The following is a 26,295-nucleotide window of genomic DNA, read 5'->3' as shown; positions in this document are numbered from 1 at the left end:
ATTCTCAGAATAACAGGCTCCGGACTTATGCCTGTACATCTCAAAAAAAGCTGAAACTTACAACAAATTGTTCCCCTTATCTTTTTAGGGGAATACGAACAACATATCCGCATTTTGCACACTTTCTTCAATCCAATGTGATACTATAGCCGCAGTCTATTTCAGTGAATTTGATAGAATGTTGCTTCGCTTATATCAGGTACTTCTTTACCTTATCCAACCTATTATCTGGTTGCGCCTGCTACTGCGCAGCCGTAAATCTCCGGCTTACCGTAAGCGCTGGAGTGAACGCTATGGTTTCTGTGCCCACAAGGTTAAACCGGGAGGAATCTTACTCCATTCGGTTTCAGTCGGAGAAACATTAGCTGCTATTCCTCTCGTCAGGATATTACGGCACCACTATCCTTTTTTGCCAATCACTGTAACAACGATGACGCCAACCGGTTCGGAAAGGGTACTTTCTGCACTGGGGGCTGATGTTAACCATGTTTATTTGCCGTATGATTTACCGGGCTCTATGGGACGCTTCCTTGATAATACCAATCCCAAGCTGGTGATTATTATGGAAACTGAACTATGGCCTAATCTCATTACCCAACTACATCAGCGCGGAATACCACTGGTTATTGCTAATGCCAGACTTTCAGCACGTTCCGCCACCGGGTATCAGAAAATAAACAGTTTTATTAAAACTATTCTAAATAAAATAACACTCATCGCAGCACAAAATCAGGAAGATGGTGAGCGTTTTATTGAATTAGGACTGAAACGAACCCAACTGGCAGTTACAGGTAGTCTTAAATTCGATATCTCAGTCACACCAGAATTGGCTGCCAAAGCGGTTACGCTTCGCCGCCAATGGGCTGCACACCGTCCCGTCTGGATCGCCACCAGTACTCATGAGGGCGAAGAAACAATTATACTGGATGCGCATCGAAATTTATTAAAACAGCATCCTGATTTACTGTTAATTTTAGTTCCTCGCCACCCTGAGCGTTTTGCTAAGGCAGAGGAATTAACACAAAAAGCAGGGCTAAAGTCAGTATTGAGAAGTTCCGGCGCTATCCCTGATGCCAATATTCAGGTTGTTATCGGTGATACAATGGGCGAACTGATGCTCTTATACGGTATCGCTGATTTAGCTTTTGTCGGTGGTAGCTTAATCGAGCGTGGTGGTCATAATCCTCTGGAAGCTGCCGCTCATGCAATCCCTGTCATAATGGGTCCACATACATTCAATTTTAAGGATATCTGTGCCAAGCTGAATAAAGCTGATGGTCTTATTACAGTGACAGATAGCCCATCTTTAAGTGGTGCTGTTAATAGCCTGCTGACAGATGAAGACTACCGCCTTTATTACGGTCGTCACGCAGCCGAAGTGCTACATGAAAATCAGGGCGCATTGCAACGTTTGTTAAAATTACTGGAACCCTACCTCCCACCACGGAGCCATTGATGAGTGCGAGAAAACGCCTGTCCGTTGTAATGATTGCCAAAAATGCCGCTGATTTGATTGGTGATTGCCTGTTATCTGTGGATTGGGCGGATGAAATTATCGTTCTGGACTCTGGCAGTACCGATGCTACCTGCCAAATAGCCACAGAGATGGGTGCGAAGGTGTACACCAATACACAATGGCCAGGCTTCGGTCCCCAACGGCAAATTGCACAATCCTATGCCAGTGGTGATTACATTTTCATGATTGATACTGATGAGCGGGTTACTCCGGAATTAAAGGCTTCAATTGAGCAGATTCTGGAATCGCCTGACGATAATAAAGTCTATGCCTGTGCTCGTCTGAACTTATTTATGAACCGATTCATGAAGCACAGTGGCTGGTATCCTGATAAAGTCACCCGCCTTTATTGCCGTGAACGTTATCAATATAACGATAATCAGGTTCATGAATCACTTGATACTCTGGGTGTCCGTGTCGTGACATTAAAAGGCGACTTACGCCATTTAACTTGTCGCAATCTGATGGAATTCCAGCAGAAACAACTGAATTACGCAAAAGACTGGGCCAGACAACGCCACGAACAGGGTAAAACCACCCGGTATTCTTCTATTATCAGCCATACAATGGGCGCATTTTTCAAAACATGGCTGCTAAGAGCAGGTTTCCTTGATGGCAAACAGGGGTTAATATTAGCTGTTGTCAATGCTCAGTATACATTCAATAAATATGCAGCACTCTGGGAACTCACCCAAGCAGAGAATCAAAGACAATGAAAAAAAAAGCGATTTATCCCGGTACGTTTGATCCGATAACTTACGGTCACCTCGATATTGTGACCCGTGCAGCTAATATGTTTGACCATGTTTTGCTGGCGATCGCCAATAGTGACAGAAAAAACCCTATGTTCACTCTCGAAGAACGCGTCGCGCTGGCAACAGAAGTGACTTCTCATTTAGATAATGTTGAAGTCGTTGGATTCAGCGAATTAATGGCCAATTTTGCGAAAAAACAGCAGGCGACAATTTTAATTCGTGGTGTTCGTTCAATTTCTGATTTTGAATATGAATGGCAGCTTGCCAATATGAATCGGCATTTTATGTCCGAGCTGGAAAGCGTTTTCTTATTACCTTCTCAAAATTTATCCTTTGTCTCATCATCCTTGATTAAAGATGTTGCCCGTCATGATGGCGATGTTTCATCATTCTTGCCCGAACCAGTTACACAAGCCATGTTGAAGAAGCTAGGGAATTAATCTTCCCGGGGGCACCTGAGCCCCCAAGTACAGATCTCAGCCCAATTAATGCTGGCATTGTCGGCAAAAAAATGTGCTCCTCTGCCCCAATTTTATGCTGTCAATTTTTTCTCCACACATTGGGCAAGGCTCGCCTTTCTTACCGTAAACAAATAACTCCTGCGCAAAATATCCCGGTTTTCCATCCGATTGCAGAAAATCTTTCAGCGTTGTTCCTCCCTGCTCAATAGAACGGCGCAATATCTGCTTTATTGTATCAGCCAGCAGATGTGCTTCTTCCTGAGTCAATGAATGTGCGGGGCGTTCAGGCAAGATATGAGCAACATACAGAGCTTCATTGGCATAAATATTACCGACACCAACAACCACTTTATTATCCATTATCCATGGCTTAATTGCCGTTCTCTTGTTGCGGGAAAGGCTATAAAGATAGTCACCATCAAACAAGTCAGACAGAGGTTCAGGGCCTAAATGAGCTAACACAGAACACTCTTCCAGACTTTGACTCCACAGCCAGGCACCGAATCGCCGTGGGTCGGTATAGCGAAGAATTTTGCCATCTGCCATCACTAAGTCGATATGATCATGTTTTGCCGGAGGAGAATCCTGCAGCAAAATACGCAAACTGCCGGACATACCCAGATGAACGATAATCCATCCATCAGATAATTCTATCAACAGATACTTTGCCCGGCGTTGCACACTGATTACACGGCTATCCGATAACTTCATAATCTGCTCAGAAACAGGCCAGCGCAAACGAGAATTTCGTACTTCAACATAATGAATCACATTTCCGGCCAAATGTGGCTCAATTCCCCTGCGACTGGTTTCAACCTCTGGTAGCTCCGGCATATTTTCTCCTTGGGTAAACGTTCTACAGCACCTATTTCAGCAGATTATACTCAAGAAAGATTTTTCTCTATCTCCTGCATAATTAATTTTGCACGTTGATCCCAATTAAAATGCTCCTCAACCAATCTCTGGGAGTGTTCCGCTTTCAGTACTATTTCAGCCGGGTTATCAATTAATAATTGAATCTGCTGCGCGAAACTTTCCGCGTTTTCACTGTGGGCAAAGTTCACTGACTTTTCATCGACAGCATCACGAATGGAAGGAAAATCAGAAATAACAACGGGTTTTCCCATTGCCATATATTCAAAAAGTTTAAGAGGAGAGGTATAACGGCTACCAATGCTGGTTTTTGTCAACGGCAGGATGCAGATATCATTATCTGCAATGACTTGAAAACGATCTTTAGGGTGGATAAACCCCATAAAATTGACTCTGTCACTGACACCAATCTGCTGCGCGACAGATTTCAGCTGCTCAACCTGCTCACTATTTCCGCCAGCTATATTCAATACCGCATCATTTAGGTAACACATCGATTGCATCGCAGTCGGTACACCTTTCCAACGGTGAAGACTGCCCAGATACAATATCTGTATTGTTTTTCCTTTCTGGTATTGTCTACCAAAAGCAGCCATTTTGGTTTCTTCAACTGCCAACATATCAACGCCATCAGGTGCAACAATAATCGGCGTTTTTACACCATATTCGGTATAAATATCATCACGCAGTAGTGAAGTCAGCACAAAAATAGCTCTGGAACGTTGATAAACGTACTGCTCAATTTTTCTCAGTTTAGCGTATTTGCGTTTATTAACATAAGTATTAATACCACGAGACTCCTTAAAAGACTGAGAAAAAACTTCATGACTTTCAAAGAAATGAGGGATATCAGGATGTTTGTGCAACAGGTAATTAGCCATCTTAATATTGCGAGTAAAAATGGCATCTACCTTATTTTTTTGCAACCAACAGGAAACCTGAAAATAAAATAATTTTTGCGTGTTGATAGGAAAATACCATTTACGGCGCATATCACGCAAAGCAATTAATTCAACAGAAGAAGGTAATTTTCTGCCGAGGATCTCCTCGACATCATTTTGGCCAGCAGGTGTAATCAAACAAACCTCATGCCCCTGACGAGCAAAAGCATCCACATTCTGCAAAATTTGCAGAGAGGCAACTCGAAAATCAGGGACAGGGTAAGGGTCAATATAAGCAATCTTCATTATTTTTTTATAGTGTCTAATAAACGGTTTGCAGAGTGCTCCCAGGTATATAGGGTTTCTATTCTCTGACGAGCACGTTTTCCCATATCTTTTCCTCTATCCGGTAAAGACAGGAGATGATTAACTGCTTCGGCAATAGCCGTTTCACTACCCGGTGTGACCAGAATACCAGACTGGTTTTCATTTCCCACCACTTCAGGTATTCCGCCGATATAACTGGCAATAACAGGGCGTCCGCATGCCATTGCCTCTGCAATAGTAATACCGAATGCTTCATCGCCAATACTCGGAAATATCCCAGCATCCCCTGCAGCATAAAACTCAGGTAATTGGTCATGGCTGACAGGAGGATGGAAAAGAACTGATTGTTCTAATTTTAACTCAGCAACTTTTCTTTCAAGCTGTTTTAGTTCTTCACCTGCGCCAATAATTAATAACTTAACATCCTTATCACGCAGCAAAGCCATTGCCTTGATAGCAACTTTCATGCCTTTCCAGCCTACTAATCGGCCGGCAAAAGTCAGCAAAAAGGTATTGTCATGGATCCCCAGCTTGCTTCTGACATCAGAATGAGCGGGTTTAAATTTATCAATATCTACTCCATTGTAGATAACATTTGGAAATTGTTTGAAATGATGCTGAATCTGCCAACCGTTAAAATGGCTACAAGCGGCCCAAGCTGATATTTTTTTCCCTAATAGCCGATCGCCTTTAAAAAAGCTGGTTCCCCCACTCATATAGCAAAATTTAGTACGGGAATGAGGTGGCATCATTCTGGGCCAGAAAAAATCAAAAGGTTTTGTCAGTATGACCCAGTCAAAATTTTCAGTAATCACGGCCTCACGGGCATGACGGGCAAACGAGTAACGTTCAACAATTCGTTGGAAACGACGACCAATATTGATGACACGTTCTCTGGGGATAAATGGGAAAGTATGAACCCGAATATTTCGATTGCCCAATTCTGGTTTAATATCCCCTGTACCTCCGAAAATATGGATCTCATGCCCTGCATCTGTCAACGCCTTCGCCAGTTCCCAAACTGCGGTCTGAATACCACCATAGGACATCGTCACGGTGACATCAATAAACCCTATTTTCATCGTTTTCATTATCCTTTGTCTTGGGCTTCCAGTATGCTTTTCACTGATTGCCAGACCTGTTCCACCGATATATCTGACATATGATCTTCGCGAGTTGCCTGTCGATAATCTACCGGATGCTCGATGACAGCCAGTTTTGCATGCTGTTGTGGAGCGAGAAAGCGACCGGGGTGAAAGCTATGGTACATAGCAACCATGGGTATCCCCAATGCGCCTGCCAGGTGCGTTGTTCCCGTATCAACACCAACATATAAACTAAGTCGACTTATAATCGCTGCATTTTGGCGCATTGTCGTTTTCCCAGCCAGGGATATACACCTTTGTGTACCTAATTGCTCAGACAAACGTTCTGCCACTTCAGCACTATCCTGACTACCCAATAACAAAATAGCAGCAGACGGGTAATGAGAATAAATTCGTTCAGCTAGCTCATAAAAATATTCTACTGGCCAGTCACGATAGGATTTCGCTGGAAAACTTTGTAACTGGAAACCAATCCTGAATTTATCTTCAAGCCCATGGAGATGTAAAAAAGAGTGGGCATACTCAGCTTCACTCGGACTGACGCAATACTTCAAACGCCAGTCATGAATCTCAATACCAAGGGCATTTGCTAATAACGCTCTTTCCTGCTGAGCCTGCATAAGCTCTGGCGGTTTTGCTACAAATAATTCATTTAAAGTTTGACGGGAATGATCGGAAAAACAAACAACAACATTCGCCTTTCTTCTGGCATATTGTAACAATGGCTTGTCATTACTATATACCAATGCCAAATCATAGCTACGACGAGAAAACCATCCCCTCCACTTCGCTATTGTTTTTGAAAAAGCAATTATTGAATTGATGTCATCTATATTCTCAAGGATCTCTTTTGTTCTTTTATGCGCCAATACATCAATATTGGCTTCGGGCCATTTTAGTTTCAAAGCCCGAATTACTGGTGTTACGAGTAATGTATCGCCAAAACGTGCAATATTAATGATCAAAATATTTTTAGGCTGCATAATGATGAATTATAAAATTATCCATTAGAGATATTGCTTAAAATAACTGAAATTAAGGTTATTTAATATGTATTGGTGAAACTAATTACCAATTTTGCTTTAATATAATAATTCGTGCTGCGTTTGATAAAGCAAGGATAAGAGCATAAATTACTATTTTCTACCACTGGTAATAAATATAGATTCCATTTTATCCAGCATATTATCCATACCAAACTCAGATATTGCCCGCTTCAGTGAGGCCTCTCCCATCTGTGAACGTAGTTCAGCATTTCTTATTAGCAATTCTAACTTATTAGTTAATTGTTCAACACACTTAGGCTCGATAATATAGCCAGTTTCACCATCAATCACAGCCTCAGAAATAGCGCCAACCGATGTTGATATGACAGGTAAACCACACGCCATTGCCTGCATAATACCTTGCGGCACCCCTTCGTTACCAAAAGAAGGCAATGCAAAAATATCCATTGAGTTTAAACAATCCGGTACATCCTGACGATTGCCAAGAAAGATAATACTATCCGTCAGGCCTTCCTGCTTAACCCATGGTTCGAGGTTTTTTCGCTGTGGTCCGTCGCCAACAAACAGTAATTGCCAGCCCGGATAACGTTGATGGAGTGTTTTCCAGCTATCCAACAGATAACGATGCCCCTTCCAGGTTCGCATTGTCGCCACAATCCCAATTGTCGGTCTATCCGCAATTCCGATACGTTGGCGGCACACTTGTTTATTTTCAGGATGAAAACGGGTCAGATCAATGCCGGTAGGGACAGATGTCATGTGGGATAAAGGATAACGATTATTTGTATGCAGGGACTGGCGCAATTTTTCTCCCGTCGTCACAATATGACGGCTAGACTGCAAATAAAGCCAGCGGGTCGCTATAGAAGTTGAAACATTAGTGGAAACATGTCGGGTCCGGACTATCGGGGGCATTCTCTTTAATGTGGCACTCGCCGCAGCTACCAGCCAGGAATCGGTCGAACTGTGGGTGTTAATGACATCAAACCGGTGGCCTTCCGCCTTTAACCAGCGGCGCATTGCGGTAAAACATGAGAGGCGCTTTTTTTCGATCGGCAGCGCCACAACAGGAACACCATAATGGTGAGCCTCACGATAGAGTGTAGAAGTAGGACAGCAAACGATAACGACATGATGCCCGCGACGCATCATACCCTGAGATTCTGTCAGAATACGAATCTCCTGCCCACCCCAACCACAAGATGATTCTGTGTGTAAGATATTTAAGCTTTTTCTAGTCATTTTCAGAGTTACGCCTGACAGTTCATATATCAAAAAAGCGTAGTATAACTGAACGACCGTTTACGTTCACGAGTAACCGTATCCGTCTAAATATATGAGGGTTTCAATGACATCAGGCATAAAAAAACCCAGCAATAGCTGGGTTTTTTCAATCCACTAAAATTATTTAATTTTAGCTTCTTTGTACATTACATGCTGACGAACCACTGGATCAAACTTTTTCATTTCCAGTTTTTCAGGCATAGTACGCTTGTTCTTCGTAGTGGTATAGAAGTGACCAGTACCAGCAGAAGAAACCAGCTTAATTTTATCGCGAATACCTTTAGCCATTTTTCAGCTCCTTAGTATTTCTCACCGCGGGCACGCAGTTCAGCAAGAACTGTATCGATACCCTTTTTGTCGATCACACGCATACCTTTAGCAGATACACGCAGAGTTACAAAACGCTTCTCAGACTCAACCCAGAAACGGTGAGAGTGCAGGTTAGGCAGAAAACGACGCTTGGTCGCATTTAATGCGTGAGAGCGGTTGTTGCCACTCACAGGACGCTTGCCAGTAACTTGGCAGACTCGGGACATGTCTATTCTCCAAAAATCAATTCAGCTCGAGCTTTGTATTGGGTATGGCCGCCTCGTCAGGCTTAGGAGCCCATCTCAGCAAATTTTCTTTACTGATAAAAAACGTTGCTGAAAAGACTCACAATCTCTCAGCAAAAAATTCACTGAGATAGGCTCTTCTCGCCAGGCCCAAGATCCTCAAAGGTGGCGTAGTATACGCCCTCATTCGCTGATGCTCAAGTCCCGAACAGCTAAGATCTGATCGGTTCGTGCAAAAACCGTATTAAATCCAGCCTCTTTCTACAAATGAAACACAATATTGCCTGCCAATAACAATATGATCTAAAACTTTAACCCCGATTAAATCACAAGCCTCAATGATTTTTTCTGTTACCTGTTTATCCGCCAGACTGGGTTCCGGGTTACCGGAAGGGTGATTATGAGCCAGAATAATTGATGCAGCATTGACTTTAACGGCCTGTTTTACAATTTCACGCGGGTGGACTTCAACTTTGTTTATCGTTCCCTTAAACATTTCATCATGACAAATGACTTTATTCTGATTTGTCAAAAACAGAACGACAAAAACCTCCCGATCCTGCCAGGATAATAAATCCTGCAAGTAATTTTGGGTTGCAGTCGGGCTGCTCATCACATCTTCGTTGATAAATTGGCTGGAGAAGAAACGCTTTGCCAGTTCAGAAACTGCCTGTAACTGCACGTATTTACATAATCCCATGCCTTTATGTGAGCAAAAATCAGCATAATCAGCTGAAAGCAGATGGTAAAGGGAACCGAATGATTGCAATAAATGCTCTGCCATTTGTACAACAGGTACTCCTCTGGCTCCTGTACGTAAAAATATCGCTAACAGTTCTGCATCCGTCAGAGCAACCGCACCATATGCCAGTAATTTCTCCCGGGGAGCAAGATCTGAGTTCACTTCATCGCTTTTTTCCACCATAGTGATATCCATTCGCTCCCCCCCTTTACTTATCCATTGTCTGGTGAACAGCCATCATGGCGCGTACTACCGATACTCACATCACCAATATCTCATGATGAAAAAACAACCGCCAGCGCCATTCTTATGCTTTGCGTAACGCTTCGCAAACTTGTCATTTACCCATCACAAAACAGCGGCGTTCTCAACTCGGTATTCTCAGTACCTTATTTTCTTATGATAGAATCTTGGTAATCGTAACTTACAGGTGGACAATCAGAATGGCAGGACTTTCCGGCAACGAACTTTCTGGTAAGCATCTTTCTGGTAAACAGATTGTGCTCGGTATCAGTGGAGGTATTGCTGCTTATAAAACAGCAGAGCTGGTACGTCGTTTACGCGATCGCGGTGCACAAGTGCGCGTAGTGATGACACCAGCAGCAGAAGCTTTTATTACTCCTCTGACATTACAGGCCGTCTCAGGCCATCCGGTTTCTGATGATCTTTTAGACCCAGCGGCAGAAGCGGCCATGGGGCATATTGAACTGGCGAAATGGGCTGACTTGATCATTCTTGCCCCTGCTACAGCCGATCTACTGGCCCGTTTGAGTTCTGGTATGGCAAACGATTTAGTAACGACTATTTGTCTGGCTTCAGCAGCACCTCTGGCGGTCGTTCCTGCCATGAACCAGCAAATGTACCGTGCCCAAGCGACTCAGCATAATCTCAACATACTCAAAGAGCGTAATGTGCTGATTTGGGGCCCGGATGAAGGAAGTCAGGCCTGTGGTGATGTGGGGCCGGGAAGAATGATTGAACCGATGGAGATCGTCGAACGGGCAACCCAACACTTCAATCCTGTCAGAGATTTGATGGGTCTTCAAATCACAATTACTGCCGGCCCGACTCGTGAGGCATTAGATCCTGTCCGTTTTATAACTAATCATAGCTCCGGAAAAATGGGCTTTTCTATCGCTCAGGCAGCGGCGGAACGTGGTGCGGAAGTCACGTTGATTACCGGCCCTGTTAATTTACCAACGCCTCTGAACATCAAACGCATAGATGTCACCAGCGCACTGGAAATGTACAAACAAGTACAGGAAACGGCTGCTTCACAGCATATTTTCATCGGCTGTGCTGCCGTCTCTGATTATCGTTTCAAACAGACTGCAACTGAAAAACTCAAGAAACAGGGTGATGAAATCACCTATACATTAGTCAAAAATCCTGACATCGTAGCGAGTGTTGCGGCAATGGAAAAACATCGCCCCTTTGTCGTTGGATTTGCAGCCGAAACCCGGAATGTGGAAGAATACGCCCGCGGAAAACTCAGGCAGAAGAATCTGGACCTGATTTGCGCGAACGATGTATCGCTGGCTGAACATGGCTTTAACAGTGATACCAACGCATTACAGCTGTTCTGGCATGATGGCAGCATTAATTTACCGCACAGTGGTAAATTACAACTCAGTCACCGCTTATTAGACGAGATATTCAAACGCTATGATGAAAAAAATCGACGTTAAAATCCTTGATCCCCGCATCGGGCAAGAGTTTCCTTTACCGACTTACGCTACTCCTGGTTCTGCGGGTTTAGATTTACGTGCTTGTCTGGATAATGCAGTGGAACTGGCTCCCGGTCAGACTGAACTTCTTCCCACGGGGCTGGCTATCCATATCGCGGATGAACAACTAGCGGCTGTCATTCTTCCCCGCTCTGGTCTGGGCCATAAACACGGAGTAGTACTGGGTAATCTGGTCGGGCTGATTGACTCTGATTATCAGGGGCAACTGATGGTTTCGGTCTGGAACCGCGGAGATAAAACCTTCATCATTGAACCGGGTGAGCGCATTGCACAAATGGTGTTTGTCCCCGTTGTTCAGGCTGAGTTTAACTTAGTCGAAGATTTTGAAAGCAGTGAACGTGGTAGTGGTGGTTTTGGTCATTCCGGTCGTCAATAATTTTCCTAACGCCTGATACCATCAATCCACTTTTATATTTTTGCCCATCTTTGCATGGGCAAAATGTATACCCAATCAGTTTTGAGTTGCGATTTATACCCAATGGATTTCGAGTTACATCGCGGCGGCAAGGGAATGACAAATTCGTCGGGAACGAATTTGCCCAGCCAAAGGCTGGCCTCCGGTGAGAGGCAGGAGCCTCTCAGTAATCCCCGGGAGCATAGATAACGATGTGACCGGGGTGAATGAATGCAGCCAACAAAGAGGCAGCTTGAAAGGCGAAGGGTATAGATATTTTGCTGTCTTAGCAGGGGTATTACCAGACATGGCAGAAATAGAACGTACAAAAAAGAAAAACAGACGTGAAGAAATCTTGCAGGCACTGGCACACATGCTTGAATCCAGTGATGGCAGCCAGCGTATTACTACAGCAAAACTTGCCGCCAACGTCGGCGTTTCTGAAGCCGCACTTTATCGTCATTTTCCAAGCAAAACCCGGATGTTTGACAGCCTGATCGAGTTTATTGAAGACTCTTTGATTTCACGTATCAATCTCATCCTACAGGATGAAAAAGAGACTATTCCCCGGCTCCGGTTAATCCTGATGCTGATTTTAGGCTTTGCCGAAAAAAACCCGGGGCTGACCCGCATTATGACAGGCCATGCCCTGATGTTTGAGCAGGACAAGCTACAAAGTCGCATCAACCAGCTGTTTGAACGCATTGAAGTACAGCTTCGCCAGATCTTAAAAGAGAAGAAAATACGGGATGGTCAGGGGTTCAGTTATGATGAAACCGTGTTGGCATCACAATTGCTGGCTTTTTGTGAAGGAATGCTCTCTCGCTTCGTTCGCTCTGAATTTCGTTATCGACCAACAAAAGAATTTGAAGTGCGCTGGCCTTTGATATTAACGCAATTACAATAAATCACGCTTACCACTTTTCATGATAGAAATGTGATAACAGGCGTTTTTTTATATTAATTTGTGTTAACATGATTTGGCTAGCTGAGTTGACTACCCAATCGCTCAGTAATGACATTCCAGCCATATTATATAAGGAATGTTATTTCTACTACTCACCCCGCCCACCATTGGGCGAGGGATTTTTTTTTAGCCTGCTATTACGGCAGAACTTATCAATCAGATACCATACTCGCGACGGTAAGCTTCCACAGCATCCAAATGAGACTGCATTTCCGGATTTTCCCGCAGATAAGTGATCAAGTCATTTAAAGTAATGATAGAGAAGACCTGACAGTGATAATCACGTTCAATTTCCTGAATTGCTGAAAGTGTTTCCCGCCCACGCTCCTGACGATCCAGACACAAAAGAACGCCAGATAACGTTGCACCGTGTTGTTTGATGATTTCCATCGATTCACGAATCGCAGTTCCGGCGGTTATCACATCATCTACCACCACAACTCTGCCTTGCAGTGGGCTGCCGACCAACGTTCCACCTTCCCCATGATCTTTCGCTTCTTTGCGATTAAAGCAATAAGGCATATCAATATCATGATGTTCCGCCAATGCCACAGCGGTTGTCGTTGCGATTGGGATCCCTTTATAAGCTGGCCCGAACAGCAGATCACACGGGATACCACTATCCTGTAGTGCAGCAGCATAAAAACGACCAATCAATGCCAAATCGCGCCCGGTATTAAAAAGACCCGCATTGAAAAAATATGGGCTCTTACGACCGGATTTCAGCGTAAACTCGCCAAATTTCAGCACCTGTTTTTTCAGTGCCAGCTCAATAAATTCGCGCTGATAGGCTTTCATGGGTTTCTCCTTTTGTGCGTTATTATCATTCTTGTCGCTGTTATTACAGACATAAAGCAAATTACAGACATAAAAAAGGCGACTCTTCAGTCGCCTGATCTATTTACTTTTCTAGCGCATCTCGCTGCGCTGCAAAAATAGTTTCCACTCCCCCTTTTGCGAGGGAAAGTAATGAAAGCAGTTCATCGTGGCTGAATGGTTCACCTTCTGCCGTACCCTGAACTTCAATCATCCGGCCATCATCCATCATGACGACATTCATATCAGTTTCAGCCGCAGAGTCTTCTACATACTCCAAATCACAACGGCCCTCACCTTCAACAATACCAACAGAAACTGCTGCTACCATTGACTTCAATGGACTTTCTTTCAGTTTGCCATCAGCAACCAGTTTATTCAGCGCATCTACCAGAGCCACACATGCACCGGAAATCGCAGCAGTACGAGTACCGCCATCCGCCTGAATAACATCGCAGTCCAATGTGATAGTATATTCACCGAGTTTTTTCAGGTCGACTGCCGCACGCAATGAACGGGCAATCAGACGCTGGATTTCCATTGTACGGCCAGTCTGCTTGCCTCTTGCTGCTTCACGGGCATTACGGGTATTTGTCGCCCGCGGCAACATCCCATATTCTGCTGTGATCCAGCCCTGTCCCTGACCTTTCAGGAAACGAGGGATCCCTTCTTCAACGGAGGCATTACATAACACCTTGGTATCCCCAAACTCAACCAGAACTGAGCCTTCCGCATGTTTAGTGTAATTACGGGTGATTTTAATAGGACGAACCTGCTCTACCGCTCTTCCTGCCGGACGCATTCCTATCTGGCTCATAGTGTTCTCTCCGCTGTTAGTACTTTATTGGGGGCGCATTATACGGCCTAACGTGGCGAATGCCTATCCTGCATCTGCATGGAGCGTTATAATCTTTCATCATTTTATAAATTGGGAATGAGTTATGATCCGTAGCATGACCGCTTTTGCGCGGCGAGATATCAAGGGAGACTGGGGAAACGCAGCTTGGGAACTGCGTTCTGTCAATCAACGTTACCTGGAAACTTACATTCGTCTGCCGGAGCAATTCAGAAGTCTGGAACCCGTCATCCGTGAGCGTATCCGTTCCCGCCTGACTCGCGGCAAAGTGGAGTGTAACTTACGCTTTGAACTGGATACTCGTACTCAGGGCACATTGATTCTTAATGAAAAGCTGGCAAAACAGCTCGTTGAAGCCGCTGGTTGGATTAAACAGCAGAGTAACGAAGGGGAAATCAATCCTGTCGATATCCTGCGCTGGCCGGGTGTCATGTCTGCCGAAGAACAAGATCTGGATGCCATCAGCACACAACTGCTGGCGGAACTCGATCTGGCACTGGATGCCTTTATTCAAAGCCGTGAAACGGAAGGTCAGGCACTTAAGGCGCTGATCGAAAAGCGCTTAGATGCCGTAACAGTAGAAGTGGGTAAAGTTCGTGAACAGATGCCGGCCATCCTGCAATGGCAAAGAGAGCGTTTACAAACTAAGCTGGAAGAGGCCCAAATTCAGTTAGAAAACAACCGTCTTGAGCAAGAGCTTATCCTGTTGGCTCAACGTATTGATGTTGCGGAAGAGCTGGATCGTTTAGACGCACATATCAAAGAAACACATAATATTCTGAAAAAGAAAGAAGCGGTCGGCCGCCGGTTGGATTTCATGATGCAAGAATTTAACCGTGAGTCGAATACGTTGGCATCAAAATCAATTAATGCCGATGTGACAAACTCTGCAATTGAGTTGAAAGTGTTGATTGAGCAGATGCGTGAGCAGATTCAAAATATTGAATAGCGTTTCAAATACAAACAGTTCTTAGCGACTCATAACAAATCACAACGCCAGTAATATCTGAGTATTACTGGCTTTTATGATTTTAACGAAGCACGGTTTCTTCCTGTGGAAGAGCGGATTTGGGCAATCCGAAAATTTTGTCAAAAGCCCAGTTAAAAAAGAACGTATAGATAGGGATAAAAATAATCAGTGCGAAATCCAGTACAAGCGCCTGAAGCAAGCTGATTGAAAGCCACCATGCGATAAGTGGGATTAAGAAGATAACCAAAGTTAGCTGAAATAAAACAGCATGTACAACTCGACGCCGAAATGTCCGGATGCGTGATTGCTGACGCGATTCCCAAAATTCAAACAATGTATTAAAGAGAAAATTCCAACTGACTGCGATGGTTGTAATAACCAGAGCCAATGGACCTGTAACGCCTGCTGAATTACCGGATAAGAAAGCGAGTGTCAGCGATGAAGTCATCCAGCCGATAACTTCATAAGCAGTAATGAAAACCACTTTACGTTTAATGCCCTGCATATTTTATTCGAAACCTGTTTTTGTGCTGTTATTTTGAAACTGGCAAATTAAATCAACAAACGTGATAATAAAAGTTAACTACTATCAGTTCTATTGAAAGGTTGGATATGCCATTCACCAGTGACAACTTGCTCGTGTTCCTGACAGTATTAGATAAAGGCTCATTTTCAGCCGCAGCCAGAGCACTACACCGGGTTCCTTCTGCGATTAGCATGGCAATCGCTAATCTTGAAGCGGAATTGGGATTTGCCTTATTTGATCGAAAAAGCCGGGAACCCGTACCGACTGAGAAAGCAAAAACGTTGGCTCCTTACGCGAGGGAGATTGTCGATAACTTACGGCAGCTTAATGTTTTTTCATATGAATTGACGCAAGGAGTCGAGAGTACACTCACTATTGGTGTATCTACGGGAGTTAATCCACAAAAATTATTCCTCGCTTTGCATACAATTAATCAACGTTATCCATTAATGAATGTTGAGATTATTACCGCTCCTCAGGATGATATTCTGCCTTTACTGCATCAGAATCGTATTCAATTGGCATTAGTTTTTGGCGGATTACATGTTAATCCACAGGAACAAATTTATTGCATTGGTCATGAGTCATTTATTGCAACAATTTCATCCTCCCATCCCTCTTTATCTCATCAGACTTCCCTTTATATTGAGGATTTAGTCCAAACCCGGCAGATTATTATCGCCAGTCACCATCGTGAACCGAGTGACCTTCGTACTCAGGTAGCAACTAAATATTGGCGCACGGATAATTTTGCGATGGCACTCGGTCTGGTTGAAGCTGGTATGGGATGGGGAAATCTTCCTCACTCGCTCATTAAAGAAAAATTAATTGATGGATCACTGAAACAACTGGAATTCCGTAATACAAAAAATGGATTAGTATTACCTATACATGTTGTGTGCCTGAAAGGAAATGTGCTTAAGCGTGGTGCACAGGAGTGTGTGGAATTATTGCAGCAGAATTAACAGCCCTATCACGACGAACAGATAAATGTCGTGCCGGTCACAATTAAATAAAAATAGTTAGAAAAAATGAATTATCGTCTATAAAGTATCCATCGTAATTTAAGACGCTTTGTCTCCCAAATTAACAGGATAACCCTATGAGAATGGTCAACGAATACACAACAGATAGATAAGCCGCAACAATCCTCGTTTTTCGATTGTTGCGGCGTCCTCAAGAACCTATCAATTCTATGAGCACGCCGCCAAATCCTTAATTTTAGGAGATGGATTCGTGCATACAAAAGATTTTTCCTGGCAATATTCTCTTACCGCCACAATATTATTGTTATCCCCATTTAATTTACTGCCATCACTGGCGATGGATATGTATCTGCCCGTAATGCCTTTCATCGCTGATGCACTTGGTGCCGGAGCAGGAATAATCCAACTGACGTTGACGGTATACATGATCCTGTTTGGCGTTGGTCAGCTTCTATTTGGCCCGCTGTCAGACAGGTTTGGTCGCCGCCCGGTTTTACTTAGTGGTGGCGTTGTTTACGCATTAGCTTCATTTGGCCTTGCCATCACGTCATCACCAGAAATTTTTTTGGGTCTGAGAATTATTCAAGCCTGCGGAGCTTCAGCATGTCTCGTCGCAATGTTCGCCGCTGTACGCGATATTTATTCTGGCCGTAAAGAAATCAACGTTATCTATGGCTTACTCGGCTCCATGCTTGCTATGGTCCCAGCTATCGCCCCTTTGCTCGGAACGATGGTTGATGTCTGGCTGGGCTGGCGCGTAATTTTTGTTTTATTGGGAATTGCGATGGCAGTTACGGTTATTGTGTACGGGATATTCTGCCCAGAAACCCGGCAACAAAGGACGGCTGCATTAAAATGGTCGCAGTTACTTCTTCCTGTAAAAAGCATGAATTTCTGGCTATACACATTCTGCTACAGTGCAGGTCTGGGGAGCTTCTTCGTCTTCTTTTCAACCGCGCCATGGGTAATGATGAACCGGCAAGGATTATCACAAATGACTTTCAGCTTGCTGTTTGCCACGGTGGCTATCGCAATGATGGTGGCAGCGCGAAGTGTGGGAAATTTAATCGTCCGTTGGGGGCTACTGAATACGTTACGAATGGGTATGTTTTGCCTGATAGCTGGAGCATTGTTGCTATCAGCCGGCGAAACTCTCATACCTAGTTCAGTATTTGGTTTCATTGTCCCGATGTGGCTTGTCGGCGTTGGAGTCGCTATAGCAATTGCAGTCGCACCTAATGGTGCATTACAGGGTTTTGATCATATGGCAGGAACGGTAACAGCATTCTACTCCTGTCTGGGTGGGGTGTTATTGGGAATCGGTGGAACACTCACTATTACATTTTTCTCCAATACCACTACCTGGCCGATTATCGTTTATTGTCTGGTTCTGGCAATAGGCGTGCTTTGTTTTTCTTACTTTATTAATAGTAGGCAACCTAAGCAACGTTATTAGCGGATTAGCCTGAAAATACCACGGCACGAATGGCTTTTTTCTGATAGTTCGTGCCGTATTTTCTGTTAATAAACTTATGATTACTGTTCATGGGTAATTCCCATAATATAAACGCTCTACTAAGGAGTCATAAAATATGTCTTCTGCTCCATTTGTCACAGTATTTGCTGCTGAAGATCATCTAACTCTCATCGGAACAGATATTGATACTCATGCCCATAAACATACTTTTCTGCAATTACTGATCTCCTTAGATGGCAAACCAATAACAGTGACTATTTCTGGGAAAACGCTACGAACTAAATCGATTTTAATTAATAGTAATATCATTCATGATGTTACATTGAATAATAGATTTTATTGGCTTACTTTGATTAATCACACATCACCTTTAGGATTGTGTTTAAAACATCAGTTAATAAATGGGAAAGTCAGTTATTTAGTATTGGATTACAGTAAATTGGCATCCGAGTGTAAGGCAATATCCGCTCAATATATTTCATTGCACGAAAAAACTTATCTCGCATACTGGAATAATCTACATAGAAAGATACTGACGCAGACTTGCAATCTTAATCACACAATAGCTGATAACCGCTTAAAAGCGATATTAGGCCACCTGATTTTTTCACAAGAAATCTATCATAGTGTCCTCGATATATCAGCAAAAACACCTCTTTCTCCAAGCCGTTTATCACATCTTTTTTCTGAAAAAACAGGAGGAAACCTAAAGAATTATATTCTTTTTCACCAGCTCATTAATGCTTTATTTTTAATCACCGAAGGTAAAAAAGTAACAGATGCTGCTATGCAATGTGATTTTGATAGTGCTTCACACCTTTCCTCCACAGCCAGAAAATTGATGGGCATAAAACCGAGCTTTGCGAAAAAAATCAGCGGATTTTTGAAAGTTTTTTCCTCATAAATTTTTTAGACTTAATTAATTTAAATAAGGAGGAAATAAGTAATGAAACGCTATCTCTCAAGTACCCCTTTATTAGATTTTTATGCTGAAAATATTCAACAACTCATTACAGAGAAAGGCTGGATAAACCTGACTCAGACTGAAAAAATAAAAGCAGTTTATAATTTTGTTAAAGATGATATTGCTTTTGGATTTAATGAGGATGATTTGCTTACAGCGTCAAATATTTTACAAGCGGGTTATGGTCAGTGTAATACCAAATCTACTTTATTTATGGCTCTCCTTCGTGCATTAGGCCTTCCCTGCCGCTTACACGGCTTTACTATTGATAAATCACTACAGTACGGAATTATGCAGGGAAAAATATATGAAATGGTGCCACAGGAGATTTATCATACATGGGTTGAAGTCTATATTAATGGGCAATGGCTAAACTTTGAAGGTATCATTTTAGATAAAAGCTATCTTACGTCGCTACAGAAAAAACACGCAACTCATAAAGGAAAATTTGTGGGTTATGGTGTAGCAATTGATGATTTAGCTAATGCGCCTATTGAATGGTATGGAGATAATAACACTTATATTCAACGAGAGGGTATTGTACAAGACTTAGGTCTATTTGATTCCCCGGATGATTTCTTTAGCAAGTATGAACAGAAAATGACATTGCAGGAAAAAGAAATATTTGCGAATAAAATACGCCATGAAATAAATCGGAATATTAATCATATTCGTGATAGCTAAATAGCTCTGGCCGATATTTACCAAATTCCCCTGAGATTAAATTGCCCCCCCATTCCTCAACACGAATAGTTCCCCGCCAGATGGCGGGGAGAATATCGGGCTTAAAATCTGTAACCTACTCCAATATTAAATCCATTTATAGGGCTGTTCATATCCGCCATTTTGAACGTAGTACCTTCATAGCCCAAGTTGATCACGAAATCATCTATGGGATTAATTTCAACACCGGCACCATACGCAAACGAGGTTTTTTTCTTGGATATATCACCGCGACCTTTACCATGCTCGAAATTAATCTTAGCATTGGTATAAGCCAAACCCACTAAGCCATACAAGCTCACCTGAGGATGTATTCGGTAAGCAGGGCCGACAAGGAATGAAGTGTATTTAATATCACCTTCATGTTTTTTCAAACCTTTTGTCACTGATTTATTAGACAAACCACCCTTGCCTGCCATATAGGTCACAGAGCCAATAACACTGACAGGATCATCCCATTCATATCGATATTTGAGATTTACCCCTTTAATATCTTTGAAATTTTTTACTTTACTTTGTGCATAACCAATGGAAGCGTTTTGTGAATCAGCATAAGCAAAAGAACCCACCACCAATCCTGATGTAAGCAAAGACAACAAAAAAACTTTTTTCATATCCATGCCCTTTTTGTAAAAAAGAAAATGTAAAAAATTCATTTTAGCCAGCCATAAAATATGACTGACTAAAAATAACCCTTTATATTCTCTTGACAGCTTCCCGAAAAAAGCAAAAAAAAAAGCGCTTTTATCTACTTATTTTGGCTAAGATCACAAAAATAAAAATTTCATATCACAATAGTAGATAAATCACAGTTGTTCATCAATGCTGTATTCCTAACTAAATAAATCACCAGCTATCTGAGGCGCCCTTATTATCACTCTTACCGCCACCACCAGTGAAAATATCTTTATTATCAGAAATTTCTGAATTTTCAACGGATATATCGGAATGACTAACAGGAGATGCTGCACCCGAACCACCAAAGAGGCGTTTAAATAATCCTCCCACCAGCGATGCGCCTAAAAAGAGCACAATTAACACCAGAATAACGGGCAGGAAGAAAATAAACAGATAATATCCCAGAGGAAGAGAAGGAAACACGCCTACCAGACTAAGTACAAACGTGCTAACAGCGACTGTTGAGGCACATTTGAGAAAACGTTTAAACCAGCCACCTGTGCGGAATACAGCCAATGGCAGAACTATCATACCAAGCAGTAAGAAGATCAACGGAGCTGAAAAATCTTCACCTGATGATATGTTATCTAAAATATTGTCGTTATCACCAGCAATGTTCGATACACCCTGCGGTGCTTTCTCTTGCCCTGCGTTTTTTATCAATAACCCGATGGAATCAATACTGGTACGTATTCCTTCGTAATAGTCATTTTCTTTGAAGGCCGGTTTTGCATCCTTACTCAGAATATTCGCTACTTTTGAATCAGGCAGCGGCTTTGTAAGGCCAGAACCTACAGTAATCCGCATTTTGTGGTCATCGTATGCCACCAAAAACAGAATGCCATCATTACGCTGTTCACTACCTAACTTCCATTCTGCAAATACGCGGGAAGAAAAAGTTTCAACGCTATCGCTTCCTATCGTTGGAACAATCAAAACCGCCATTTGCACTTTATATTCCGAACGCAGTTTTTCCAACTGACGAGTCAGTCGCTGATGTTCATTCTTAGTCAAGATATTGGGTATATCCGTGACACTCTGGCTAAGAGCCGGAACTTCAACGAGCTTCGTTTCCTGTCGGACTTCTTTTGCGGATACACTGCTTATGCTTAAAAGCAGCGTAAATAGGATAACAATATGTTTTATTATTGAGTGGCTGTATCTTTGGGTGGATGTCTTGCTGGTACTAAAACCATCCGTTGGTTGGCTGGAAATCATGAACATCAAATATCCTTAGGTTTATTTTCTAATATATTGCGGCAATATATTATATTTATCTTTCTTTTGACGTCTAATACCGTAATTATCTAAATAATTTACCTAATAATGCCGAATTTAATATGGAACGAAGTGAAAAAATAGCGCGGTTTCGTCTACATTGGCTTTTCTAAAGAAAGCCAATGTAGCCATCATATAGGTAACGGATTTCAGGCGGTGCCTGCGGTGATGATCTGTTTCTAACGACTCTCTTTTCTAACGGCTCTCTGCGATAATCTTTGCTGATTTCCATGCAGTAAATAGCGCCAGTATGGGTGCAATAGCGAAAAGTAAAAAGAGCCAGTGAGAAGCAGAAGCCGCTCCTTCTAAACCACCCGGCCGATAAAACCCGAAGATATTGGTCACCATTCCGGCCAGTGCAGAACCAAATGCAGCAGCAAACAACTGAATCGTTGTAATGGATGAACCGGCAATATTTCTGTCAGCCTCACTGGAAACCTGCAAAATACGGGTCAGTAAATGAGGCCAGCCAAAGCCTACACCAAAACCAAATAGCCCAAGACCCAGAATGATTGGTAATATGATTTGCCATTCACCTATGGATTTATAAGGCAGCATAGCAAGCAGTAGCAGCATCCCCACCAGCATAAATGCAGGGCCGCTTACAATCGCAAAACGCATTTTCGCCCCCTGCCAACTGGCACTCATTACTTCCCCAATAGTCCAGCCAATTGCTGCCATTGCGACCATATAACCAGAAGCTAAAGGAGACTGCTCGTGCAGAACTTGCAAAAAATAGGGAACAAACATATCTCCTGACAACCCAATAACCAAAAACATCATGGTTGCGAATAAGATGAGATGAGGTGAATTCAGACTCAGGGTATTTTCGGGCAGTAACTTCACAGACGCCTTACGTTCATAGAGAACTAACAGAAATACGAGTACTGCCGCCGTCAGAATACCGAGAACATTGATTATCACATCTTGTGACAGACTTCCTGAGGACACCGCAAGTACAGCAACAGATAACAGAATCAGCTGTGTAATGGGTAAAGCCATTGTGCTTGTCTTCTGTTCCTGCTTCGGAGGTAAGATTCGATAACTAAATAAGGCATAAAGCAAAATAACAGGTAACATCATGCCAAATGCATAACGCCATGCGTTCATTTCAGCAAAAATGCCACCAATAGCCGGCCCGATTAAAGTTGCCACTCCCCAAGTACCAGAAATCAACGCCATTGCTTTAGGCCAGAGAGATTCCTCAAACACCAAATTAATCATCGAATAAGAAAGCGCGAATAAAAATCCGCCACCAAGTCCCTGTATGGTTCTCCCAACTAGCATGGATTCCATTGTCGGTGCTAAAGCACAACACAAACTACCGATGAAAAAAATCAGGGCAGCCACCAAATAGGCATTTCTCGCACCTGATGTATGCAGTAATCTCGCTGAGAGTATGGAACCAATAATGGATGCCACAACAAACAGCGTTGTATTCCAGGCATAGAGATTTAATCCTCCGATATCCTTTACAGCAGAAGGCAGGAGCGTAATCGCAATTAAGGTATTGGCGGCCATCAGTCCGATACCGATCGAAAGTACTATTGCACTGGGTGCGTTTTTACTGGAAAACAGATCCCTCCAGCGATTTTCCTCAGTTATTATCATGCTTATTATCCTGAACTCAGGTTGAGTTGTGAAATATCTTACGTTAAATTAAACAAGGTAAATCTTGGAATAAATTACTGTCAGGTTCAACAATATGTCAAGTATTGACTTGGAAAATAGCACCATTTCCGTACAATCCGTTAGTGAACGGTTATTGATGCTGTTAAAAACACAAGGCGCTATGCAAGCCGCAGATGCCGGTAAGATCTTAGGCACGACAGGGGAAGCAGCCCGTCAACAATTTGTGAAACTGGCTAAAGAAGGGCTGGTTGAAGGGCGATCTGAGTCAAGGGGAGTCGGCCGTCCTATCCAGCTTTGGCATTTAACGGACAAAGGGAACGCCAAATTTCCGGATACACATGCAGATTTGACCGTTCAGATGATTACAATCATCCGTGAGCAATTAGGTGAATCCGCACTGGATTTAGTGATCAAATCCCGCGAGCAGGAAATTACTGAAAAGTATAAAACGGCGCTAAAAAACGCTGTCGATCTACAAGAAAAGATTGAGCGTCTGGTTACAATCCGCTGTCAGGAGGGTTACATGGCGCAATATTTTATTCAGGAAGATGGCGCGATTTTATTTGTCGAAAACCACTGTCCCATCTGTGCTGCCGCCAGTATATGCCAGAGTTTTTGTCGTACTGAGCTGAAAATGTTCCGGGATATTCTTCAGGCACAAGTAGAACGAACTGAATATATTCTGAATGATGATCGGCGCTGTGCTTACCGTATTACACCACTGGGATAAACCTACACCAATGAGCGGGTGTAGGTTTATCTGCATTTTATCTGAGCATAGTCAGGCTATTGCATCCAGAACAGTGGCTATTCCTTACCCGCCACAGATAACTGCTGGTAAATGTAATGCTTATAGCTTTCTACCAGCGCCTTATCCTGACAGTCGTTAAGTTCACCTTCACACAAATGACGCATGGTCATATTTGCCTGATAAAAAGCGGGAACGCTCAACCGTGCTCTTTCTAAAATCATACCACCAAGAAAAGAAATATCGGTCAGTTTACCTGTCGTTATCGGCGCTCCCTGTTTCAGGTTATCTCTCATCGTAAATTGCGTCAGATGTGCCGGATCAGAAAGGGTAGAAGCGTAATCGTCAAAATGGAGATTGGGCTGATGATCACCGAATGTCAGAAAAATGGTCGGTTTTTCGCGTTTAGCCACAAACTCACTGAATTCTCTGATCGATGGGTCTGATGCGATGATTTTTTCCATATAATGACTGAATTTTCCGACAGCCGATGAATTCTCCAATTTGCCTGCCAGCCCATAATCATCACTATGGCTCTCTTCATAAGGCCCGTGTTCATACATGGTCAGAGAATAAATAAAGATGGGTTTATCCGTTTCCTTCGCCAGAATAGTTTTCACATAAGACAACATATCCTGTGTGCTGATTTTCCACAAATTCTCATCCATACTTGCCGGATAACCCAGCTCTTGTGGCTGAATAATGCGGTCAACACCCAGTGTCTGGTAAGCATGTCCGGCATGATAAGCCGATTTATTGAATGGAGTCAGTACAACAGTGTAGTAGCCATTATCTTTCATCGTACGGAACAAGCTGTTTTGCAGGTGATCAACCACAAAATAAAACACACCATTTTTACGCGAGCCAAAATCATCTGTATCCAATCCTGTCAGAACAGAGAATTCTGATAACCACGTTCCCCCCCCAAAAGTTTGTACCCGCAGCAAACTCTGCGCGCTTACATCGGCATCATGCCGGAACATAAAGAGATCAGGCAGACGGATACCTGCCGGTAATTGATAAATATGTGGGTCAACTGTCGATTCCTGCAATAACACCACTACATCAGGTTTTATCTCTGACTGTGGTTCAGGCAGGGAAACATTTTTTGCCTGTTGCAAAAAGTAATCAGCGGATACACCAAATTGGGGAGGTTGATATTGTGCATCACGGGCTGACATGACCATATTAGTCATCGTTCCGCGCCCTTTTGGCAACTCTGCCTGCCATTCGTTATGGTAAGCATTGGCTGTCATATTGACATCCCAGACACCGACAGCAACCAGTACTACGCTTAATCCACGCCACTTGATACCCGGTACAGGCTTTACACTTTTCCAGCTCAGGAACATATTGAAGATTAGCCAGACCAGCATCGCTGCAACCGCCAGACCTGCCAGCCAATAATGCTGTAATGTTTCCTGATTTGAAGGATCAAGCATAATATTCAAATCAGAAAACATCAGTTGATCTTTGTAATAATGAACTTTTATCTGATTGAGGAATTTGGTGATGATAAAAAGGGTTCCGGTAAATACCACGGAAAATAACCAGCGCGCTGAAAGCAGAAAAGTCAGGCCAAAAAGAATGCTGAATACCCCAACAGAAATCAGTGCAGGATAGATATCACTGCTTTTTTCAAACACTAACAGCAAGGATGCAATCAACAATAGCCCAAAATAGCATCCTGAAATTATTTTTTTATTCATACTCTTGTGTTCCATGTATGAGTGTATGAGACCGGTTTAACATCAGTAAATGAAAGTAACACAAGTTTCTCAACATACTACAAATAAAACAAAGCCCCTCACGCCATGGTGAATTTATCGTTCAGATGATAAGACTGAGTTTTGATGAAATTGTGCGCCTGTCATTTTAACTTTAGTACAGTGATCAATAAGTTAATGATAATTAGCTACCAGCTTATCCATTTACTGAATAAATTCGCGATTAAGACAACAATAACAGGTATTATCAGCATGAAATTCCGCTAATTCTGGGTTTACAATCTAGATTATTCATGTTC

The 26,295-nt window shown here is 42.8% G+C and carries 26 protein-coding genes and 1 pseudogene; 12 read left to right on the top strand and 15 right to left on the bottom strand.

All coding sequences use genetic code 11. From position 1 onward, the window contains the following. Positions 1–178 precede the first annotated feature (178 nt). From waaA to coaD, 3 genes are read left to right on the top strand one after another with little or no spacing between them, the layout of a single operon-like run. On the top strand, positions 179–1,456 hold the full coding sequence (waaA, locus tag AAC855_RS09490) for a lipid IV(A) 3-deoxy-D-manno-octulosonic acid transferase (RefSeq protein ID WP_340609321.1): 1,278 nt from the start codon (positions 179–181) through the stop codon (positions 1,454–1,456). Further along, positions 1,456–2,232, top strand: a complete 777-nt coding sequence (locus tag AAC855_RS09485; protein WP_340609320.1) for a glycosyltransferase family 2 protein — start codon at positions 1,456–1,458, stop codon at positions 2,230–2,232. Before waaA ends, AAC855_RS09485 begins: the two co-directional genes overlap by 1 nt. After that, on the top strand, positions 2,229–2,711 hold the full coding sequence (gene coaD / locus AAC855_RS09480) for a pantetheine-phosphate adenylyltransferase (protein ID WP_340609319.1): 483 nt from the start codon (positions 2,229–2,231) through the stop codon (positions 2,709–2,711). The genes AAC855_RS09485 and coaD overlap by 4 nt, the downstream gene beginning before the upstream one ends. Positions 2,712–2,756: 45 nt before the next feature. On the opposite strand, the gene mutM is transcribed toward coaD, so the two are convergent. From mutM to radC, 8 genes are all read right to left on the bottom strand, one after another. Continuing rightward, the gene (gene mutM / locus AAC855_RS09475) at positions 2,757–3,566 is read right to left on the bottom strand and encodes a bifunctional DNA-formamidopyrimidine glycosylase/DNA-(apurinic or apyrimidinic site) lyase (RefSeq protein ID WP_340609318.1); all 810 of its coding nucleotides are present in this window, start codon (positions 3,564–3,566) and stop codon (positions 2,757–2,759) included. Between the two features lie 50 nt (positions 3,567–3,616). Further along, complete coding sequence (locus tag AAC855_RS09470; protein ID WP_340609317.1) at positions 3,617–4,792, bottom strand: glycosyltransferase family 4 protein; 1,176 nt, start codon at positions 4,790–4,792, stop codon at positions 3,617–3,619. After that, positions 4,792–5,895, bottom strand: coding sequence for a glycosyltransferase family 4 protein (locus AAC855_RS09465; protein ID WP_340609316.1), 1,104 nt, complete (start codon positions 5,893–5,895; stop codon positions 4,792–4,794). The genes AAC855_RS09470 and AAC855_RS09465 overlap by 1 nt, the downstream gene beginning before the upstream one ends. Positions 5,896–5,903: 8 nt before the next feature. Further along, positions 5,904–6,902 (bottom strand): glycosyltransferase family 9 protein, encoded by a 999-nt coding sequence (locus AAC855_RS09460; protein WP_340609315.1) that lies wholly within the window; start codon positions 6,900–6,902, stop codon positions 5,904–5,906. Between the two features lie 153 nt (positions 6,903–7,055). Beyond that, positions 7,056–8,168, bottom strand: coding sequence for a glycosyltransferase family 4 protein (locus tag AAC855_RS09455; protein ID WP_340609314.1), 1,113 nt, complete (start codon positions 8,166–8,168; stop codon positions 7,056–7,058). 162 nt (positions 8,169–8,330) lie between these two features. Then, entirely contained in the window at positions 8,331–8,498 is a 168-nt protein-coding gene (gene rpmG / locus AAC855_RS09450; protein ID WP_010847629.1) for a 50S ribosomal protein L33, read from the bottom strand. Between the two features lie 11 nt (positions 8,499–8,509). Continuing rightward, positions 8,510–8,746: a 50S ribosomal protein L28 gene (gene rpmB / locus AAC855_RS09445; RefSeq protein ID WP_038239873.1), complete on the bottom strand. Its 237-nt coding sequence runs from the start codon at positions 8,744–8,746 to the stop codon at positions 8,510–8,512. 262 nt (positions 8,747–9,008) lie between these two features. Continuing rightward, on the bottom strand, positions 9,009–9,701 hold the full coding sequence (gene radC, locus AAC855_RS09440) for a RadC family protein (RefSeq protein ID WP_340609313.1): 693 nt from the start codon (positions 9,699–9,701) through the stop codon (positions 9,009–9,011). A 248-nt stretch (positions 9,702–9,949) separates the two neighbouring features. Here radC and coaBC point away from each other — a divergent pair, with 248 nt between their 5' ends. From coaBC to slmA, 3 genes are all read left to right on the top strand, one after another. Beyond that, a complete protein-coding gene (coaBC, locus tag AAC855_RS09435; RefSeq protein ID WP_340609312.1) occupies positions 9,950–11,194 on the top strand; it encodes a bifunctional phosphopantothenoylcysteine decarboxylase/phosphopantothenate--cysteine ligase CoaBC in 1,245 nt (414 codons plus the stop codon). After that, a complete protein-coding gene (dut, locus tag AAC855_RS09430; RefSeq protein WP_340609311.1) occupies positions 11,172–11,630 on the top strand; it encodes a dUTP diphosphatase in 459 nt (152 codons plus the stop codon). The genes coaBC and dut overlap by 23 nt, the downstream gene beginning before the upstream one ends. Before the next feature lie 325 nt (positions 11,631–11,955). Further along, positions 11,956–12,555, top strand: coding sequence for a nucleoid occlusion factor SlmA (slmA, locus tag AAC855_RS09425; protein ID WP_099120957.1), 600 nt, complete (start codon positions 11,956–11,958; stop codon positions 12,553–12,555). A gap of 216 nt (positions 12,556–12,771) precedes the next feature. Here the strand turns inward: slmA and pyrE are convergent, their stop codons facing one another. After that, the gene (gene pyrE, locus AAC855_RS09420) at positions 12,772–13,413 is read right to left on the bottom strand and encodes an orotate phosphoribosyltransferase (RefSeq protein WP_340609310.1); all 642 of its coding nucleotides are present in this window, start codon (positions 13,411–13,413) and stop codon (positions 12,772–12,774) included. Between the two features lie 103 nt (positions 13,414–13,516). Beyond that, entirely contained in the window at positions 13,517–14,233 is a 717-nt protein-coding gene (rph, locus tag AAC855_RS09415) for a ribonuclease PH (protein ID WP_340609397.1), read from the bottom strand. A 139-nt stretch (positions 14,234–14,372) separates the two neighbouring features. Between rph and AAC855_RS09410 the strand changes: the two genes are divergently transcribed. Further along, a complete protein-coding gene (locus AAC855_RS09410; protein ID WP_340609309.1) occupies positions 14,373–15,236 on the top strand; it encodes a YicC/YloC family endoribonuclease in 864 nt (287 codons plus the stop codon). Positions 15,237–15,318: 82 nt separating this feature from the next. On the opposite strand, the gene AAC855_RS09405 is transcribed toward AAC855_RS09410, so the two are convergent. Continuing rightward, positions 15,319–15,762, bottom strand: a complete 444-nt coding sequence (locus tag AAC855_RS09405) for a PACE efflux transporter (protein WP_340609308.1) — start codon at positions 15,760–15,762, stop codon at positions 15,319–15,321. Between the two features lie 107 nt (positions 15,763–15,869). On the opposite strand from AAC855_RS09405, the gene AAC855_RS09400 reads away from it, so the two are divergent. The 4 genes and pseudogenes from AAC855_RS09400 (at position 15,870) to AAC855_RS09385 (ending at position 19,894) form a co-directional block, all read left to right on the top strand. Beyond that, positions 15,870–16,748, top strand: coding sequence for a LysR family transcriptional regulator (locus AAC855_RS09400; protein ID WP_340609307.1), 879 nt, complete (start codon positions 15,870–15,872; stop codon positions 16,746–16,748). Between the two features lie 271 nt (positions 16,749–17,019). After that, a pseudogene (gene cml / locus AAC855_RS09395) lies at positions 17,020–18,204 on the top strand (CmlA/FloR family chloramphenicol efflux MFS transporter); the annotation flags it as partial. Between the two features lie 157 nt (positions 18,205–18,361). Then, entirely contained in the window at positions 18,362–19,150 is a 789-nt protein-coding gene (locus AAC855_RS09390) for a helix-turn-helix domain-containing protein (protein WP_340609306.1), read from the top strand. A gap of 42 nt (positions 19,151–19,192) precedes the next feature. Next, positions 19,193–19,894, top strand: coding sequence for a transglutaminase-like domain-containing protein (locus AAC855_RS09385; protein ID WP_340609305.1), 702 nt, complete (start codon positions 19,193–19,195; stop codon positions 19,892–19,894). A 101-nt stretch (positions 19,895–19,995) separates the two neighbouring features. On the opposite strand, the gene AAC855_RS09380 is transcribed toward AAC855_RS09385, so the two are convergent. The 3 genes from AAC855_RS09380 to AAC855_RS09370 form a co-directional block, all read right to left on the bottom strand. Further along, on the bottom strand, positions 19,996–20,547 hold the full coding sequence (locus AAC855_RS09380; protein WP_340609304.1) for an Ail/Lom family outer membrane beta-barrel protein: 552 nt from the start codon (positions 20,545–20,547) through the stop codon (positions 19,996–19,998). Between the two features lie 232 nt (positions 20,548–20,779). Beyond that, positions 20,780–21,835 carry a TPM domain-containing protein gene (locus AAC855_RS09375; protein ID WP_340609303.1) on the bottom strand — a complete coding sequence of 352 codons (1,056 nt, stop codon included), beginning with the start codon at positions 21,833–21,835 and terminating at the stop codon, positions 20,780–20,782. Between the two features lie 249 nt (positions 21,836–22,084). Beyond that, entirely contained in the window at positions 22,085–23,500 is a 1,416-nt protein-coding gene (locus AAC855_RS09370) for an MFS transporter (protein ID WP_340609302.1), read from the bottom strand. Between the two features lie 94 nt (positions 23,501–23,594). Between AAC855_RS09370 and AAC855_RS09365 the strand changes: the two genes are divergently transcribed. After that, positions 23,595–24,251: a helix-turn-helix transcriptional regulator gene (locus tag AAC855_RS09365; protein ID WP_340609301.1), complete on the top strand. Its 657-nt coding sequence runs from the start codon at positions 23,595–23,597 to the stop codon at positions 24,249–24,251. Between the two features lie 77 nt (positions 24,252–24,328). On the opposite strand, the gene AAC855_RS09360 is transcribed toward AAC855_RS09365, so the two are convergent. Next, positions 24,329–25,978, bottom strand: coding sequence for an LTA synthase family protein (locus AAC855_RS09360; protein WP_340609300.1), 1,650 nt, complete (start codon positions 25,976–25,978; stop codon positions 24,329–24,331). Positions 25,979–26,295 lie beyond the last annotated feature (317 nt).

The sequence above is a fragment of the Xenorhabdus bharatensis genome (assembly GCF_037996705.1).
Classification (GTDB): domain Bacteria; phylum Pseudomonadota; class Gammaproteobacteria; order Enterobacterales; family Enterobacteriaceae; genus Xenorhabdus; species Xenorhabdus bharatensis.
Note: the sequence above shows the minus strand (reverse complement) of the source record. Positions and strands in the feature narration are given on the sequence as shown.